Source organism: Sphingomonas daechungensis, assembly GCF_039543105.1.
Classification (GTDB): domain Bacteria; phylum Pseudomonadota; class Alphaproteobacteria; order Sphingomonadales; family Sphingomonadaceae; genus Sphingomicrobium; species Sphingomicrobium daechungense.
Window position 1 is genome coordinate 755,061 of record NZ_BAABJC010000001.1, and the last position, 15,367, is coordinate 770,427.

At 63.0% G+C, this 15,367-nt stretch carries 11 protein-coding genes; 3 read left to right on the forward strand and 8 right to left on the reverse strand.

Annotated features, from left to right (window positions below):
• Positions 1-6: 6 nt before the first annotated feature.
• Positions 7-4,281, forward strand: a complete 4,275-nt coding sequence (gene rpoC, locus ABD928_RS03965; protein ID WP_187714516.1) for a DNA-directed RNA polymerase subunit beta' — start codon at positions 7-9, stop codon at positions 4,279-4,281.
• Positions 4,282-4,357: 76 nt separating this feature from the next.
• Here the strand turns inward: rpoC and ABD928_RS03970 are convergent, their stop codons facing one another.
• The 3 genes from ABD928_RS03970 to ABD928_RS03980 all read right to left on the reverse strand — a co-directional run bounded on the left by ABD928_RS03970 (position 4,358) and on the right by ABD928_RS03980 (position 5,665).
• On the reverse strand, positions 4,358-4,498 hold the full coding sequence (locus tag ABD928_RS03970; protein ID WP_187714517.1) for an entericidin EcnA/B family protein: 141 nt from the start codon (positions 4,496-4,498) through the stop codon (positions 4,358-4,360).
• 158 nt (positions 4,499-4,656) lie between these two features.
• Complete coding sequence (locus ABD928_RS03975) at positions 4,657-4,797, reverse strand: entericidin EcnA/B family protein (RefSeq protein ID WP_187714518.1); 141 nt, start codon at positions 4,795-4,797, stop codon at positions 4,657-4,659.
• Positions 4,798-4,870: 73 nt separating this feature from the next.
• Positions 4,871-5,665 (reverse strand): thymidylate synthase, encoded by a 795-nt coding sequence (locus ABD928_RS03980; protein ID WP_187714519.1) that lies wholly within the window; start codon positions 5,663-5,665, stop codon positions 4,871-4,873.
• Between the two features lie 126 nt (positions 5,666-5,791).
• Here ABD928_RS03980 and ABD928_RS03985 point away from each other — a divergent pair, with 126 nt between their 5' ends.
• Complete coding sequence (locus tag ABD928_RS03985; protein ID WP_187714520.1) at positions 5,792-6,196, forward strand: JAB domain-containing protein; 405 nt, start codon at positions 5,792-5,794, stop codon at positions 6,194-6,196.
• Here ABD928_RS03985 and ABD928_RS03990 read toward each other — a convergent pair.
• From ABD928_RS03990 to ABD928_RS04010, 5 genes are all read right to left on the reverse strand, one after another.
• Positions 6,168-6,953: a sterol desaturase family protein gene (locus ABD928_RS03990; RefSeq protein WP_345166298.1), complete on the reverse strand. Its 786-nt coding sequence runs from the start codon at positions 6,951-6,953 to the stop codon at positions 6,168-6,170. The genes ABD928_RS03985 and ABD928_RS03990 overlap by 29 nt on opposite strands.
• A gap of 103 nt (positions 6,954-7,056) precedes the next feature.
• The gene (locus tag ABD928_RS03995) at positions 7,057-7,749 is read right to left on the reverse strand and encodes a methyltransferase domain-containing protein (protein WP_345166301.1); all 693 of its coding nucleotides are present in this window, start codon (positions 7,747-7,749) and stop codon (positions 7,057-7,059) included.
• The gene (prfB, locus tag ABD928_RS04000; protein WP_187714523.1) at positions 7,739-8,866 is read right to left on the reverse strand and encodes a peptide chain release factor 2; all 1,128 of its coding nucleotides are present in this window, start codon (positions 8,864-8,866) and stop codon (positions 7,739-7,741) included. The genes ABD928_RS03995 and prfB overlap by 11 nt, the downstream gene beginning before the upstream one ends.
• Positions 8,867-8,906: 40 nt before the next feature.
• A complete protein-coding gene (locus ABD928_RS04005) occupies positions 8,907-11,504 on the reverse strand; it encodes a penicillin-binding protein 1A (protein WP_425569666.1) in 2,598 nt (865 codons plus the stop codon).
• A gap of 48 nt (positions 11,505-11,552) precedes the next feature.
• On the reverse strand, positions 11,553-12,458 hold the full coding sequence (locus tag ABD928_RS04010) for an N-acetylmuramoyl-L-alanine amidase family protein (protein WP_345166305.1): 906 nt from the start codon (positions 12,456-12,458) through the stop codon (positions 11,553-11,555).
• A gap of 403 nt (positions 12,459-12,861) precedes the next feature.
• On the opposite strand from ABD928_RS04010, the gene ABD928_RS04015 reads away from it, so the two are divergent.
• Positions 12,862-15,318, forward strand: a complete 2,457-nt coding sequence (locus tag ABD928_RS04015; protein WP_345166308.1) for an Rne/Rng family ribonuclease — start codon at positions 12,862-12,864, stop codon at positions 15,316-15,318.
• Positions 15,319-15,367: the final 49 nt, after the last annotated feature.

Genomic DNA, 15,367 nt, shown 5'->3' on the forward strand with positions numbered 1-15,367 from the left:
GAAAAGATGAACGAACTGACGCCATTCGCAAATCCGATCGCCAAGCCCGAGACGTTCGACGAGATCAAGATCGGCATCGCGAGCCCGGAAAAGATCCGCAGCTGGTCGTTCGGCGAGATCAAGAAGCCGGAGACCATCAACTACCGCACGTTCAAGCCGGAGCGTGACGGCCTCTTCTGTGCGCGCATCTTCGGTCCGATCAAGGATTACGAGTGCCTGTGCGGCAAGTACAAGCGCATGAAGTACAAGGGCATCGTCTGCGAAAAGTGCGGCGTGGAAGTGACCGTTTCGAAGGTCCGCCGCGAGCGCATGGGCCATATCGAGCTCGCAGCGCCCGTTGCCCACATCTGGTTCCTGAAGTCGCTTCCGAGCCGCATCGGCCTCCTGCTCGACATGCAGCTGAAGCAGCTCGAGCGCATCCTGTATTTCGAGAGCTACGTTGTTCTTGAACCGGGCCTGACCCCGCTCGAGAAGAACCAGCTCCTGACCGAGGACGAGCTTCTCGCCGCGCAGGACGAGTATGGCGAAGACGCCTTCTCGGCCGGCATCGGCGCCGAAGCGGTCAAGACCATGCTCATGGACCTCGACCTCGAGGGTGAGCGCAAGGAACTGCTCGACGAGCTTGCGGTCACGAAGTCCGAACTGAAGCCGAAGAAGATCATCAAGCGGCTGAAGGTCGTCGAAAGCTTCATCGATTCCGGCAACCGTCCGGAGTGGATGATCCTTGAAGTCGTGCCGGTCATTCCGCCCGAGCTTCGCCCGCTCGTTCCGCTGGACGGCGGCCGCTTCGCGACGTCGGATCTCAACGACCTTTATCGCCGCGTCATCAACCGTAACAACCGCCTGAAGCGGCTCATCGAGCTGCGCGCTCCGGACATCATCGTCCGCAACGAAAAGCGCATGCTTCAGGAGGCTGTCGACGCTCTGTTCGACAACGGCCGCCGCGGCCGCACGATCACGGGCGCCAACAAGCGTCCGCTGAAGTCGCTCAGCGACATGCTCAAGGGCAAGCAGGGCCGCTTCCGTCAGAACCTGCTCGGCAAGCGCGTCGACTATTCGGGCCGCTCGGTCATCGTGACCGGACCGGAGCTCAAGCTGCACCAGTGCGGCCTTCCGAAGAAGATGGCGCTCGAGCTGTTCAAGCCGTTCATCTACTCGCGCCTCGACGCCAAGGGTCTCTCGATGACCCTGAAGCAGGCGAAGAAGTGGGTCGAAAAGGAGCGCAAGGAAGTCTGGGACATCCTGGACGAAGTGATCCGTGAGCACCCGGTTCTGCTGAACCGCGCGCCGACGCTTCACCGTCTCGGCATCCAGGCGTTCGAGCCGGTCCTGATCGAGGGCAAGGCGATCCAGCTTCACCCGCTGGTCTGCGCCGCGTTCAATGCCGACTTCGACGGCGACCAGATGGCGGTGCACGTCCCGCTGAGCCTCGAAGCTCAGCTGGAAGCCCGCGTCCTGATGATGTCCACGAACAACATCCTGTCGCCCGCCAACGGCAAGCCGATCATCGTTCCGTCGCAGGACATGGTTCTCGGCCTCTACTATCTCAGCCTCGAGAAAGAGAATGAGCCTGGCCAGGGCATGCTGCTCAGCGACATGACCGAGGTTCACCAGGCTCTCGCAGCCGGTGCCGTGACCCTTCATTCGAAGATTGTCAGCCGCGTCCCGCAGACGGACGAGGACGGCAACACCTACATGAAGCGGTTCGAGACCACTCCGGGGCGCATGCTCCTCGGCGAGACCCTTCCGAAGAGCCACAAGGTGCCCTTCGAGACGGTGAACCGTGTGCTGACCAAGAAGGAGATCGGCGACGTCATCGACATCGTCTATCGCCACACTGGCCAGAAGGAGACGGTGCTGTTCGCCGACGCCATCATGGCGCTTGGTTTCCGCCACGCGTTCCGCGCCGGCATCTCGTTCGGCAAGGACGACATGGTCATCCCGGCCGACAAGGTGAAGCTGGTCGACGATACCCGCGCGCTCGTGAAGGATTACGAGCAGCAGTATCAGGACGGCCTGATCACCCAGCAGGAAAAGTACAACAAGGTGATCGACGCCTGGTCGCGTTGCGGCGACCAAGTCGCCTCGGCGATGATGAAGGAAATTTCGGCAACGCCGACGCGTGAGGATGGCCGCCAGGCGGACCTGAACTCGATCTACATGATGGCCCACTCGGGCGCTCGTGGCTCGCAGGCGCAGATCAAGCAGCTTGCGGGCATGCGCGGCCTGATGGCCAAGCCGTCGGGCGAGATCATCGAAACGCCGATCATCTCGAACTTCAAGGAAGGCCTGACCGTCCTTGAATACTTCAACTCGACCCACGGCGCCCGCAAGGGCCTGGCCGACACGGCGCTCAAGACGGCGAACTCGGGTTACCTGACCCGCCGTCTCGTCGACGTGTCGCAGGATGCCGTGATCATCGAGGACGACTGCGGCACCGACCGTGCGCTGGAAATGCGCGCGATCGTGCAGGGTGGTGCCACCATCGCTTCGCTCGGTGAGCGCGTCCTTGGCCGCACCACGGCCGAAGATGTCATCGACGCGAAGTCGGGCGATGTGATCATTCCGGAAGGTGCGCTTCTCGACGAGGCGATGGTCGCCCAGATCGAGGCGATCGGCCTGCAGGGCGTGAAGATCCGCTCGCCGCTGGTCTGCGCTTCGAAGCAGGGCGTCTGCGCCAAGTGCTATGGCCGTGACCTCGCTCGCGGTACGCCGGTCAACATCGGTGAGGCTGTCGGCGTCATTGCCGCCCAGTCGATCGGTGAGCCTGGCACGCAGCTGACGATGCGGACCTTCCACATCGGCGGCGCGGCTCAGCTCAACGAGCAGTCGAACCTCGAAGCGCCGGTCGACGGCACGATCGAGTTCCGCGATATGCCGACGATCACCGACCCGCGCGGCCGGCACATCTCGCTGTCCCGCTCTGGCGAAATCGCGATCCTCGACATGGACGGCCGCGAGCTTTCGACCCACCGCGTTCCGTACGGCGCTCACCTGCTGTGCGAGAGCGGCCACATCGTCAGCAAGGGCGATCGGATTGCCGAATGGGATCCGTCGTTCAGCCCGGTCATCACCGAGCGTGCTGGTACCGTGAAGTACCAGGACCTCATCGAGAACCGGACGATGTCGGAGCAGATCGACGAGTCCACCGGTATCGCACAGCGTGTCGTGACCGACGACATGGCGAAGTCGAAGAAGGACGCGCTTCAGCCGCGCCTGACTTTGACCGGCGACAAGGCCGAAGAAGCCGGTGTCTACCGTCTGGCTCAAGGCGCCATCGTCGCTGTCGAGGACGGCCAGAAGGTCGAAGCCGGCGAAGTGCTCGCCCGTATGCCGCGGGAAGCCGCGCGTACGCGTGACATTACCGGCGGTCTGCCGCGCGTCGCCGAGCTCTTCGAAGCCCGCAAGCCCAAGGAAAACGCGATCATCGCGAAGGTCTCGGGCAAGGTCAGCTTCAAGAAGGACTACAAGGCCAAGCGCAAGATCGCGATCATCCCGGACGACGGTTCGGAGGCGGTCGAGTATCTGGTGCCGAAGTCGAAGGTCATCGACGTCCAGGAAGGCGATTACGTGAAGCGCGGCGACAACCTCGTCGGCGGTTCGCCTGATCCGCACGACATCCTGGAAGTTCTCGGTGTCGAGGCACTTGCCGAGTACCTCGTGAGCGAGATCCAGGAAGTCTATCGACTGCAGGGCGTGAAGATCAACGACAAGCACATCGAGGTGATCGTTCGCCAGATGCTGCAGAAGGTCGAGATCACCGACGGCGGCGACACCACGCTGCTGGCCGGCGAGCAGGTCGATCGCGAGGAGATGGACGAGATCAACTCCAAGCTCGACAAGAAGCAGAAGAAGGCTGAAGGCAAGCCGGTCCTCCTTGGCATCACCAAGGCGAGCCTGCAGACCCGCAGCTTCATCTCTGCTGCGTCGTTCCAGGAGACGACCCGCGTCCTCACCGAAGCGGCCGTCCAGGGCAAGGTCGACACGCTCACGGGTCTCAAGGAGAACGTGATCGTGGGACGCCTGATCCCGGCCGGTACCGGCTCCAGCATGAAGGAACTCCGGGTTGCGGCTTCCAGCCGTGACGCGGCCCTCCGCGCGACGCACCGTCGCATGCAGGAAGCCCTGATCGCTCCGAATTCGGCTGAAGAACTTCGCGCTGCGGAGAATGCACGTTCGGTTCGTGACGATAAGGCAGGCACGGGTCCCGACCCGCTCTCCGAAGTCGTTCCGAGCGGTCATGGCACCGATGCGGACGCGGGCGACTATCTGACGGAGTAGTCGCTAGCCTTCCAAGGCAAAAAGAAAGCCCCGCCGACGCAAACCGGCGGGGCTTTTTGTTTGATTACTCGGCCGGTTAGCAGCGACCGCTCTTGATCGCATTCTCCGTGCAATTTGCCGCCGATTCCACGTCCTTCGCAGCGCCGCGAACGGTGTTGCACGCGGCAAGGGCCAAGCAGCTCCCAACCAGCAATGCCGTGATCAACTTCGAATTCATGTCCACCCTCCTTACGGTTCCGGAACAACATTAATCCAACTGTCCGCCTTGTCGACCGTAGGACGGCTGAACGGCCCATGAAAAATGCCCCGCCGGGCGCTTTCCCCGACGAGGCATCTTCGAACTGTTGCGATTGTGCTTCGGCTAGGCGCCGATGATCAGCACTTGCCGCCGTTCATCGTGTTCTCGGTGCAATTGGCGACCGAATTCACATCGCGGGCAGCTCCACGGACGGTGTTACAGGCTGCGGTCGCAAGGGCGGCCGTGATGAGCGCCGCCGTCAAAAGCTTCTGGACCATAAATTACTCCTCGTCTGACGGCTGATTGTAACGCGCCTATCCGGGATGCGCTCCATTCCGGCACCGGAATTTCTTAAACCGCCACCGGTGCTGAAATGTGAGGGTGCGGCTCGTAGGCCTCGAAGACAAAGTCCTCGGGCTCATAATCGAAGATCGATTGGCCCCGGTCCTTGAGGATCAGCTGTGGAAGCGACCGCGGCTCGCGGCTCAGCTGCAGGCGCGCCTGCTCCAGATGGTTCGAGTAGAGATGGACGTCGCCGCCAGTCCACACGAACACGCCCGGCTCATGCCCAGTCTCACGCGCAAGCATGTGGGTCAGGAGCGCATAGCTGGCGATGTTGAACGGCACGCCGAGGAAGAAATCAGCGCTGCGCTGATAGAGCTGAAGGTTCAGCCGCCCACCGGCGACCTGCGTCTGGAACAGGCAGTGGCAGGGCGCCAACGCCATCCGATCGATCTCGCCCGGATTCCAGGCAGTCACGATCTGTCGCCGCGAGGAAGGATCGCGCCTGATCAGGTCAACGAGGTTGGCGATCTGGTCGATTTCGCGTCCGTCTGCCGTCTCCCAATGCCGCCATTGCTTGCCGTACACCGGTCCTAGGTCGCCCTGCTCGTCCGCCCATTCATTCCAGATGCTGACCTTGCGGTCCTGCAGCCAGCGAATGTTGGTGTCTCCGCGCAGGAACCACAGCAGCTCGACGATGATCGATCGCAGGTGAAGCTTCTTCGTCGTCAGCAAGGGGAAGCCGTCGCGGAGGTCGAACCGCATCTGCGCGCCGAATCGGGTCAGCGTCCCCGTACCTGTGCGATCGTCCTGCTCGACGCCCTCGTCGAGGATCTTCTGCATGAGATCGAGATATTGGCGCATTCGCCAAGACTAATGCGGGCGCACGCGGCGTCCAAGACCGCGCAATCATCCCTTGTGGATAAAACTCGGTCCGAGAGGGACGCGGTTGGAGTCGAACCGGCCTGGCTACCCGCATAGCTAGTCCAGATGCGCTATCAGCGTGCCGAACAGCCTCTCAAGCTGGACGGACCCGAGGCGGCTCAGGCGCTTTTCGCCGGATGCTTCGCGGAGTCCGATCCTGCTCGAGAGTGTCTGTGGATTGCGCATGTGGACAGCGAACTCAATTGCATTCACCTGACTCGGCACGATGGCATCGAAGGCGAGGCAGACTTGCCGATCCGCGCCATCATCGCCGACGCGCTGCTTCAGCAAAGCTCAGGCCTCCTGCTGGCCCATAATCATCCGAGCGGCGACCCGACGCCAAGCCGAATGGATTGCCTGTCCACGAGACGCCTGGCCGCGGCGGCGTCAGCGCTCGACTGCCAGGTTCTCGATCATCTGATCTTTGCCGGCGAACGCTCGATCAGCTTTCGGTCGCTGGGATACCTTTAGGATCGCTCTCGGCGCTGCTCCCTGACGCTTCAGGCAGGAACGGCAGCTTCAAATAGTCAGTCAGGGTCATCGGTGACCGCACGCCGGCCACGCCGACCTCCGGCCACTCTTCACCGGGTTCGTACGCGGTGCCGAACATGTAATCCCAGATGCTGAAGCAAATGCCGAAGTTCTTGTCGAAGTGGCGCTCTTCGAGAGAGTGGTGGATTCGATGAAACCGGTTATCCACCACAATCCTCCTCGCAGCACCGAAATTCACGGCAGTCGGCGAGTGAATGTACAGTGCCAGCAGCGAGACGACGGCTCCCACCACAAACGGAATCGTCGGGCCGGAAATTTGAATCAAGCTCATCGGAACGGCGATGAACGCGAAGCTGAAAAGCGCCTGGATCGGATGTCCGATACTGTTGGCGGCGTGCAATTCACGAGGTGCGTGATGCACGACATGAACACGCCAGAACCAGGAGTGCTCGGCTCGGTGACGCCAGTAGGCAAGGAAGTCCGCGACCACGACGAGGACGGCCGCCTGAACGGCAAGCCCAGCGTCCCCGAGAGGCTCGAGCCAGTCCCATAGGGGGATGGTGATGAACGGCGCCACGCCCATCGCGCTCCAGACCCATTTGACGGGCCAGATCAGCGCGAACGTGAGGGCCCCGCCGACACAATTGATGATGATGCCGGGCAACCGATCGCGCAGGGAATAGCGCTCGATCGGCCCAAGATATTCAATCGCGACGCACGTCGCGAGCAGGAACATGACGAGGATGGTGCTCCCCGCAACATTCTGCAAAAATTCCACTACGCGCCTCCGCCTTGGGCGAGCGCAGGTCTGACAGAGTATCCCTAATGAATTGCTACTTTTAGGATGCGCACGCCTTGATCTGGTCGGGCGCCGGGCGAGGTGCGGCGATGCGGAAGGCCGCGAAGTAATTCTCGCCCTCTGAAATGGGGACGGTGTTCACCAGCTTCAGTCCGACCGCTGCAAACTCGCACTCGAGAAGCCTCGGCTCGATGCCATGCCGCTTGGTCGGGCGGTTCGCATCCACGACGATCACCTGGCCATCCGGCTTCAACGCTTCCCGCATATGCCAAAGGAATGCGTAGGGCGACTGAACCTCATGATACATGTGGACCATGAAAATGCGGTCGAACGACTTCGACGGCAGCATGGGATCGTCGGGCTCTCCCAGCTTCACTGCCACGTTATCAAGATTCTCGCGATGGACGCGCTGTGCCAGCCGGTCTTCGACATCGGGAACGATGTCCTCGGCGAGAACCCGGCCCTTGGGGCCGACGACGGGGGCCAGGCGGACGGTGTAATAGCCCTCGCCTGCTCCAATGTCGGCGACCGACATTCCAGCCTGGATTCCCGCGAGGCTTATCACCTGTTCTGCCTCGCCTACCCGATCGCGAGCATCCTCGGTCGAGAAGGAATCATTGACGATCGGCGCGACTTCCCGGTGCGCATTCGGAAATTGCGGCTGTTGTGACGCCTGGCGGCATGCTCCAGCGGCAGTGACAAGAATAAGTGCGAAGATTGCCCTAGTCGACATCCTCAACCTCGACGCGCTCTCCGGTCACGCGTTGCGACAGGGCTGCTGCCATGAACCGGTCGAGATCGCCGTCGAGCACGTCGCCCGGAGCGGTCGAGGTCACACCGGTGCGAAGATCCTTCACCAGCTGGTACGGCTGCAGCACGTAGCTGCGGATCTGGTGGCCCCAACCGATGTCGGTCTTCGAGGCATTGGCTGCGCTGGCCTCCGCCTCGCGTTTCTGAAGCTCGGCCTCGTACAGCCGGGCCTTGAGCTGCTTCATCGCCGACGCGCGGTTCTTGTGCTGGGAGCGCTCGTTCTGGCAAGCAACCACAATGCCCGTCGGGATGTGCGTAATTCGGACCGCGCTGTCAGTCGTATTGACGTGCTGGCCTCCGGCTCCCGACGCTCGGTAGGTATCGATGCGCAAGTCGGACTCGTTCACGTCGATTTCGATGTCGTCATCGACCTCCGGATAAACCCAGACGCTCGAGAAGCTGGTGTGGCGCCTTGCGTTGGAATCGTAGGGGCTGATCCGCACCAGGCGATGCACGCCGCTCTCAACCTTGAGGTTGCCGTAAGCGTTTTCGCCCTTCACGAGAATCGTTGCCGACTTGATCCCGGCCTGCTCGCCTGAATGGTGATCGATCATCTCGACCTTGTAGCCGTGCCGCTCGCCCCAGCGCGTGTACATGCGCAGAAGCATCTCGGCCCAGTCCTGGCTCTCGGTTCCGCCGGCGCCGGCGTTGACTTCGACATAGCTGCTGTTGGCATCAGCCTCACCGGCCAACAGCGCTGCGACCTTGTCGCGCTCGGCACGCTCCGCAAGGTCGCCAAGGCTGCGGACGGCATCGTCTGCCAGCGCAGCGTCGCCCTCGGCTTCCGCAAGCTCCAACAGTTCGGTGGTGTCGGCTAGCTCGCGCTCGATCGAACGGGTCGCGTTGATCGCCTCTTCCAGCCTGCGACGCTCCCGCATGACGTCCTGCGCGGCCTTGGGGTCGTCCCAAAGCGCGGAATCCTCAACCTTGGCGTTGAGCTCGTCGAGGCGCTTCAGCGCGCGGTCCCAATCGAGGAACCTGCGCAAGAGCGCGAGAGCGGCATTGATCTGGTCGGCGTGAGCCTGCGCTTCGGCGCGCATGGTGAACTGCTTTCGTGAAAACGCTTAAGTTGGAGCGGAGCTAGTTGAAGGTAGCCTGATTTTGCAAGGCCGCCTCGGCAGGCGGGGCTGTCGAGGGGCGCTTCGACTGCGCCCGAATGACGCGCGGACGGCGGTCGGAATCCGCGATCTGGGACGGATCGTTCTCTTCACCCTCCTCGGATCCTTCAGGCGCGCCGTGAGAGCGCCGATAGAAGCGCCGCGGCTCGGTCTGCGGCTGGAAAGCCTCCCAGATCACCGCCGACTTGGGATCTTCCTGAACCGGAAAAACGCCGAAGACACGGCGGCCCGTAGCCCGATCGATGCGAACCCAGCGAATTCCGTTCGGCGCCACGAACGGCACCTTCGGCATGTCCTTGAAAGCGACCTCGGCAAACTGCTTGAAGATCGGAGCGGCAATGCGTCCGCCCTGCGCACTATGACCCATTGGCCGCGGCTGATCGTAACCAAGGTAGACCCCGCCGACCACTTCGGGCGTCCCGCCGACGAACCAGACGTTGGTTGGACCGGACGTGGTCCCCGTCTTGCCGAACATCGGCCGATTAAGATCGCGAAGGACCGTCGCTGTACCGCGTTCGACGACGCCCTCCATGATGTGGACCATCTGGAACGCGGCCATTGGTTCGAGGACCTGCCTGTCTCTCGACGGCGGCCGTGGCATCGCCTTTCCGTCCCACTCGGCGGCATTGCAATTCCCCATCACCGCACAGCGATTGTCGGTGCGATAGATCACCTTGCCAGTACGATCCTGCACATAGTCGATCAGCGTCGGCTTCACCGCTCGCCCCTGGTTGGCGAGGATCGCGTAGGCGTTGACCAGCTTGGCGACCGTGGTCTCGCCGGCACCAAGCGAGATCGAAAGATAGTTGGGGAAGTCGCCGACCCCCAGCTTCCGAGCATTCGCCGTGACTTTCGGCATGCCGGTCTGAGACGCGGCGCGGACGGTCATCAGGTTGCGCGACTGCTCGACGCCCCAGCGCATCGTCTTGGGCCCCGCATAGCGGCGGTCGAAGTTGACGAAGCATTTCTGCGGCAGGCCAGGTCCCTGCGACGTGCAGAACGGCGCATCCATGATGATCGAGGCCGGGCTCATCCCGTTCTCGAGTGCCGCTTCGTAGACGATGGGCTTGAACGCGGAACCCGGCTGCCGAAGCGCCTGCGTCGCACGGTTGTAGCTGGACCCGATCACGTCGAACCCGCCCTGCATGGCCAGGACTCGTCCCGTGCGCACTTCTTCAGCCAGGAATCCGCCACCGACTTCCGGAATAGACCGAAGCGCATAGCTGTTGGTGCCGAGCTGCTTCACGATGATGATCATGCCGGGACGGAGGTTCTCGAACGCCGTCCCGCCGCCGCCTCGCTTCGGCATGTCGGCAACTGACCGGGGCAGCGATCCCGTCGATCCATTAGTAAAGCCGATGGTCGCCTGCGCCGAATCCTTGGACAGCACCACGGCCTTCTTCCAGTCCGCAAATCCCGTGCCCACCGGCGCCCGATCGAGCTGGCCAGCCCAATCGCCGCTCAAGTCGACGCTAAGACCAAGATCGCGCCACCCGCGCCCGCCGTCGAAGCGGGCCAGGCCTTCGCGAAGCGCGTTGGCCGCCGCGTCCTGCATGACGGGGTTCATCGACGTCCGCACCCAAAGGCCGCCGGCGTAGACGCTGTTCGGGCCGTCATTGGCGTTGTCGCCATAATTCTTCAGCAGCGTCCGGCGTACTTCTTCCATGAAGTAGCCGCCCTGTTGCCGGAACTTCTCGTTGCTGCCGTAGCGGATGGTTCCGAGTGGAGTCGCCGCGGCGGATTTCCATTGCGCCTCGGTTATGTACCCGTTCCGGAACATCTCGCGCAGGACGTAATTGCGCCGGTCCAGGGCTTTCTGAGTCGCCCGCACCGGATCGTAGTTGGACGGTGCCTTCGGAAGCACCGCGAGGTAGGCGGCCTCCGGAAGGGTCAGCTCGTTCACGTCCTTGTCGAAATAGGCGCGGCTGGCCGCCTGGATCCCATAGGCATTCCGGCCGAGGAAGATCGAGTTCAGGTAGATCTCGAGGATCTGCTGCTTCGACAGCGTCGATTCCAGGCGGAATGCGAGGATCGCCTCCTTGGCCTTGCGTCCGATGGAATAGCTGCTGTCCTGGAGAAGATATTTCGCGACCTGTTGGGTGATCGTGGAGCCGCCGCGGGCGCGGCCCCCGCCCGTCGCGGTCTTGGTGGTGAAGTCGAACACCGCACCGACAAGCCCAGGATAGTCGATGCCGCCGTGGCTGAAGAAGGTTTTGTCCTCGGCCGAGATGAAGGCGTTGACGACCATCGGCGGATATTCGTCGTACGACAGCTCAACCCGCCGCTCACGCGCGAACGTCTGCACCGGAGTTCCGTCATAGCCCCGGACGTTCGTTGGCAATGATGGCTGATAGGCCAGCAGCTTATCCGAAGACGGCAGCCCGCTCGCGAAATAGAGCCACATCGCTGAAAACAGGACGAAGCCGCCGAGAAGAACGTAGCCCAGCCGTCGAACCCACTTCCGCGCCAGCCACGGGTCGATGCGGTCTCGAATCCTTTGATTGAAGGCTACGAGGTCCGGAAGCTGGGACGAGAGAGCACTGAGACTTTCGACACGCATGTGATGCAAGCCTCTAGCGCCTCCCGCGGTCAGCCGAAAGACTGCAGGCTAACGAACGATGCGCGAGGCGACGTCGGCTTCGATCGCCTGCGCCAAAGCCAGGACGATCTGAGCGCGCTTCTCGGGCTGGAGGAGCATCGCCTCATCATCGACATTGCTGATGTATCCCGCCTCGAACAGAACTGCGGGCACCTCCGCGTGGCGAAGGACCCGGAAGTCGGCGAACCGGTGCGGCTCGGGGCGAAGCTGATACCGTCCGGCCGACTTCCGAACGAGCCGCTCTGCCAGCGACGCGGAAGAATTCATTTGCTCGCGCAGCGCCAAGTCTGAAAGAATTCCGCGCACGGATCCATCAGGTTCGCTGGTCAGTCCGTCGTCGCTGTTTTCCTTCATTGCCAGTCGCGCCGCCTCGGCATCGGAGGCGACATCCGAGAGCGAATAAACCGTCGCACCGCGCGCCAGCGGGTTCGGCGCACTGTCGATGTGAAGCGATAGGTAGACGCTTGCGCCGAGACGACGTGCAAGTTCGGCCCGTTGATCCAGAGTCAGATAGCGGTCGTCGTCGCGCGTCATCGCCACGCGAACGCGCCCACGTTCGGCAAGCTCGTCGCGCAGTTCGCGCGCGAACAGCAAAGTGAGATCTTTCTCGTTGGTGGACCCAGAAGCCCCCTTGGCTCCCGGATCGCGGCCGCCGTGCCCAGGGTCGAGCACGACGATCGGCCGGCCAGGAGAGCTTGCCTCCGTCAACTTTATGTCGCCGACCGCCGATCCCAGCTCCACGCGAACCGTGCCGCCGCGGGCCTCACCGATCAGCGCTTTCTCGTCGCTGGCGGGAGCCCCTTTGCGGGAGAAAAATCCGTGACTCGAGCTCAGCGCGGCCACAACGAGGGCTAGCCCCGCGATACTGATCGCCGCTCCCGCAATTGCTCGCGCTCGGAAGGACCTCGATGCCATCGGGCCACTCTATTGCCGGAACATGGTTAACGCGCAATTCGTGCTGAATTTCAGTCGTTGCAGCCCTGGGGGGACTGTTGCGGCCCTCGTCCGGTGATGCTAACCGGTATTAATCCTGAGCCCCTTAATGCGGCAAAGGATTCAGCGCCGCTCCTTGCAAAGGATGCGGCTTCACAGGTTGACGCTGCAATGATGCCAAGAAACGCCCCTTGCCTGCTCCATGATGAGCGGCAGGTCGCGTCTCCCGCACAAGATTCCGGGATGGCCAGTGCAGCAGAGGCAACAATACATCAGTTCGCCATGACCGTCGGCCGACACCCGACCGGAATGGCCTTTTCAATTGCGCGCGCCCGCCCAACGAGGAGCGGCCCGCGCGCCCGGAGAATTTTCAATGTCCACGCGCATGCTAATCGACGCGCGCCACCCGGAGGAGACCCGGGTCGCGGTCGTTACCGGAAACCGCATCGAGGAATTTGATTTCGAGTCCGCTGAGCACAAGCAGCTCAAAGGGAACGTCTATCTAGCCAAGGTTACCAGGGTCGAGCCGTCGCTTCAGGCGGCCTTCGTCGACTACGGCGGAAACCGTCACGGCTTCCTCGCCTTCAGCGAAATCCATCCCGACTACTACCAGATTCCCAAGGCCGACCGCGAAGCCCTGCTTCGTGAGGAAGCCGAGCACGCCGCGGAGGAAGAGCGCCTGCGCGCCGCCGCGGACGATCTGGAGCCGATCGACGGCCATCACGACGATGACGGCACGGACGATCGTCCCGAAGAAGCCGAAGAATCGAACGGCGACGAGGACGGGCCGACGACAGTGGAGGCCGGAACCGGCTCCAACCGTTCGCCGGTGGATGAAAGCGCCGCCGACGAACTTCGCAAGAAGCGTCAGGCGCTTCGCCGCCGCTACAAGATCCAGGACGTCATTCAGCGCCGCCAGGTGCTGCTCGTTCAGGTCGTCAAGGAAGAGCGCGGCAACAAGGGTGCCGCCCTCACCACCTACCTCAGCCTCGCCGGTCGCTACTGCGTGCTGATGCCCAACACGTCGCACGGCGGCGGCATCAGCCGGAAGATCTCGAACGGCGCCGACCGTAAGCGGCTGAAGTCGATCATGTCGGATCTCAACCTGCCGAAGAGCATGGGTCTGATCGTCCGTACCGCCGGGCTTTCGCGCACGAAGACCGAGATCAAGCGCGACTTCGACTATCTCGCCCGGCTGTGGGACGAGATCCGCGAGCGGACGCTGAAGAGCAGCGCGCCCGCCCTGATCTATCGCGACAGCGACCTCATCAAGCGCGCAATCCGCGACCTCTACCATCGAGACATCAGCGATGTGATCGTCGAGGGCGAGGACGGCTTCAAGGCCGCCCGGGGCTTCATGAAGCTGTTGATGCCGAGCCACGTGCGCCGCGTCGCGCTTCACTCCGAAGCCACGCCCTTGTTCCAGCGGCACGGCGTCGAGGATCAGCTGTCGGCGATGTATCAGCCGGTCGTCCAGCTGAAGTCGGGCGGCTACCTGGTCATCAACCCGACCGAGGCGCTGGTTTCGATCGACATCAATTCCGGCCGGTCGACCCGCGAGCACAACATCGAGCAGACGGCGTTCGCGACGAACCTGGAAGCGGCGAACGAGATTGCCCGCCAGCTTCGCCTGCGCGACATGGCCGGCCTCGTCGTCATCGATTTCATCGACATGGAGCAGAACAGCCATGTTCGTAAGGTCGAGAAGGCGATGAAGGAGGCGCTCAAGAACGACCGCGCACGCATCCAGGTCGGCCGCATCTCCAGCTTCGGCTTGATGGAGATGAGCCGCCAGCGCCTGCGCACCGGCGTGCTTGAAGCTTCGACCAAGCCCTGCCCGCACTGTGAAGGCACGGGCCTGATGCGCACGGCTTCATCGGCGGGCCTGTCTGCTCTTCGCATGATCGAGGACGAGGCGGCTCGTGGCCGTGGCGAGAAGATTCTCCTCCGCGCCGGGCGCGAAGCAGCGATCTACCTTCTCAACAAGAAGCGGAGCGAGCTGGCCGACATCGAGGCCCGCTATGGCGTCTCGATCGAAGTCGTCATCGACGAGAGCTTTGAAGGCGCTCGCATGAGCGTCGAAAGCTCCGGCCCGCGGCCAGTCGTGCAGCGCCGCCCCGAACCCACCCCGATCGAAGAAGATCTCGAAGAGGTCGAGGCTCTCGACGAGGACGAAGAGGACGAATCCGAGGAGGATGAGCCCGAAGCGGAGCGTCAGGACGATCGGCCTGGCCGCCGCCGCCGCCGCCGCCGCCGGGGTGGCCGTGGTCGCGGCCGTCGCGAAGAGGGCGAAGGCCCGTCCGACGCCAGCGAATCCGAAGATGACGCCGAGCCGAGCGAAGCGGCGGATGCCGAGCCTGCCGAACAAGCAGAGGCTGAAGAGACGCCTTCGGGTGATCGGAAGCGGCGACGCCGTCGCGGCAAGCGCGGTGGAGGTCACGAGGATACTCCGTCTGAGGTCGGAGCGGAGGTCGAGGCGGACAGCTCGCCGATGATCGAAACGCCGGTCGAGGACGAAGCACCGATCACCGAGGTCGAAACTCCGCCTGAACCGCAGCCCAAGAAGCGCCGCTCGCGAGCGAAGGCCAAGGTGGACGAGACTGCCGAGCAGGCAGCCGAACCCACTCCCGTTGAAACTGCAGCCGAGACGCCGGTTGAGGCTGCCGCGGAGGAGGAGAAGACCGCCAAACCGGCACGAAAGTCTCGTGCCAAGAAGGCGAAGGAGGCACCAGTCGTCGAAGCCGAAGCCGACGCCGCCATTCCCACCGCCGATAATGACGAAGCGGACGACGGCACGGGCGACGGTCCTCGCCGTGGCTGGTGGCAGCGCACTTTCGGTTAAGCCGTTGAGCGCCGGATTTTCATCGGGCGTTCAGATCGCGGGTGGGATG

Excerpts from the sequence above, each read along its gene's own strand:
- prfB (WP_187714523.1), bottom strand. The coding sequence starts at position 8,866 with ATGCGCGCCGAAGCGCAGGCTCACGCCGACCAGATCAATGCCGCTCTC.
- ABD928_RS03995 (WP_345166301.1), bottom strand. The coding sequence starts at position 7,749 with ATGTCGACTAGGGCAATCTTCGCACTTATTCTTGTCACTGCCGCTGGA.
- ABD928_RS03975 (WP_187714518.1), bottom strand. The coding sequence starts at position 4,797 with ATGGTCCAGAAGCTTTTGACGGCGGCGCTCATCACGGCCGCCCTTGCG.
- ABD928_RS03970 (WP_187714517.1), bottom strand. The coding sequence starts at position 4,498 with ATGAATTCGAAGTTGATCACGGCATTGCTGGTTGGGAGCTGCTTGGCC.
- ABD928_RS04015 (WP_345166308.1), top strand. The coding sequence starts at position 12,862 with ATGCTAATCGACGCGCGCCACCCGGAGGAGACCCGGGTCGCGGTCGTT.
- ABD928_RS03980 (WP_187714519.1), bottom strand. The coding sequence starts at position 5,665 with ATGCGCCAATATCTCGATCTCATGCAGAAGATCCTCGACGAGGGCGTC.
- ABD928_RS04010 (WP_345166305.1), bottom strand. The coding sequence starts at position 12,458 with ATGGCATCGAGGTCCTTCCGAGCGCGAGCAATTGCGGGAGCGGCGATC.
- ABD928_RS03985 (WP_187714520.1), top strand. The coding sequence starts at position 5,792 with ATGCGCTATCAGCGTGCCGAACAGCCTCTCAAGCTGGACGGACCCGAG.
- rpoC (WP_187714516.1), top strand. The coding sequence starts at position 7 with ATGAACGAACTGACGCCATTCGCAAATCCGATCGCCAAGCCCGAGACG.
- ABD928_RS03990 (WP_345166298.1), bottom strand. The coding sequence starts at position 6,953 with ATGTTCCTGCTCGCGACGTGCGTCGCGATTGAATATCTTGGGCCGATC.
- ABD928_RS04005 (WP_425569666.1), bottom strand. The coding sequence starts at position 11,504 with ATGCGTGTCGAAAGTCTCAGTGCTCTCTCGTCCCAGCTTCCGGACCTC.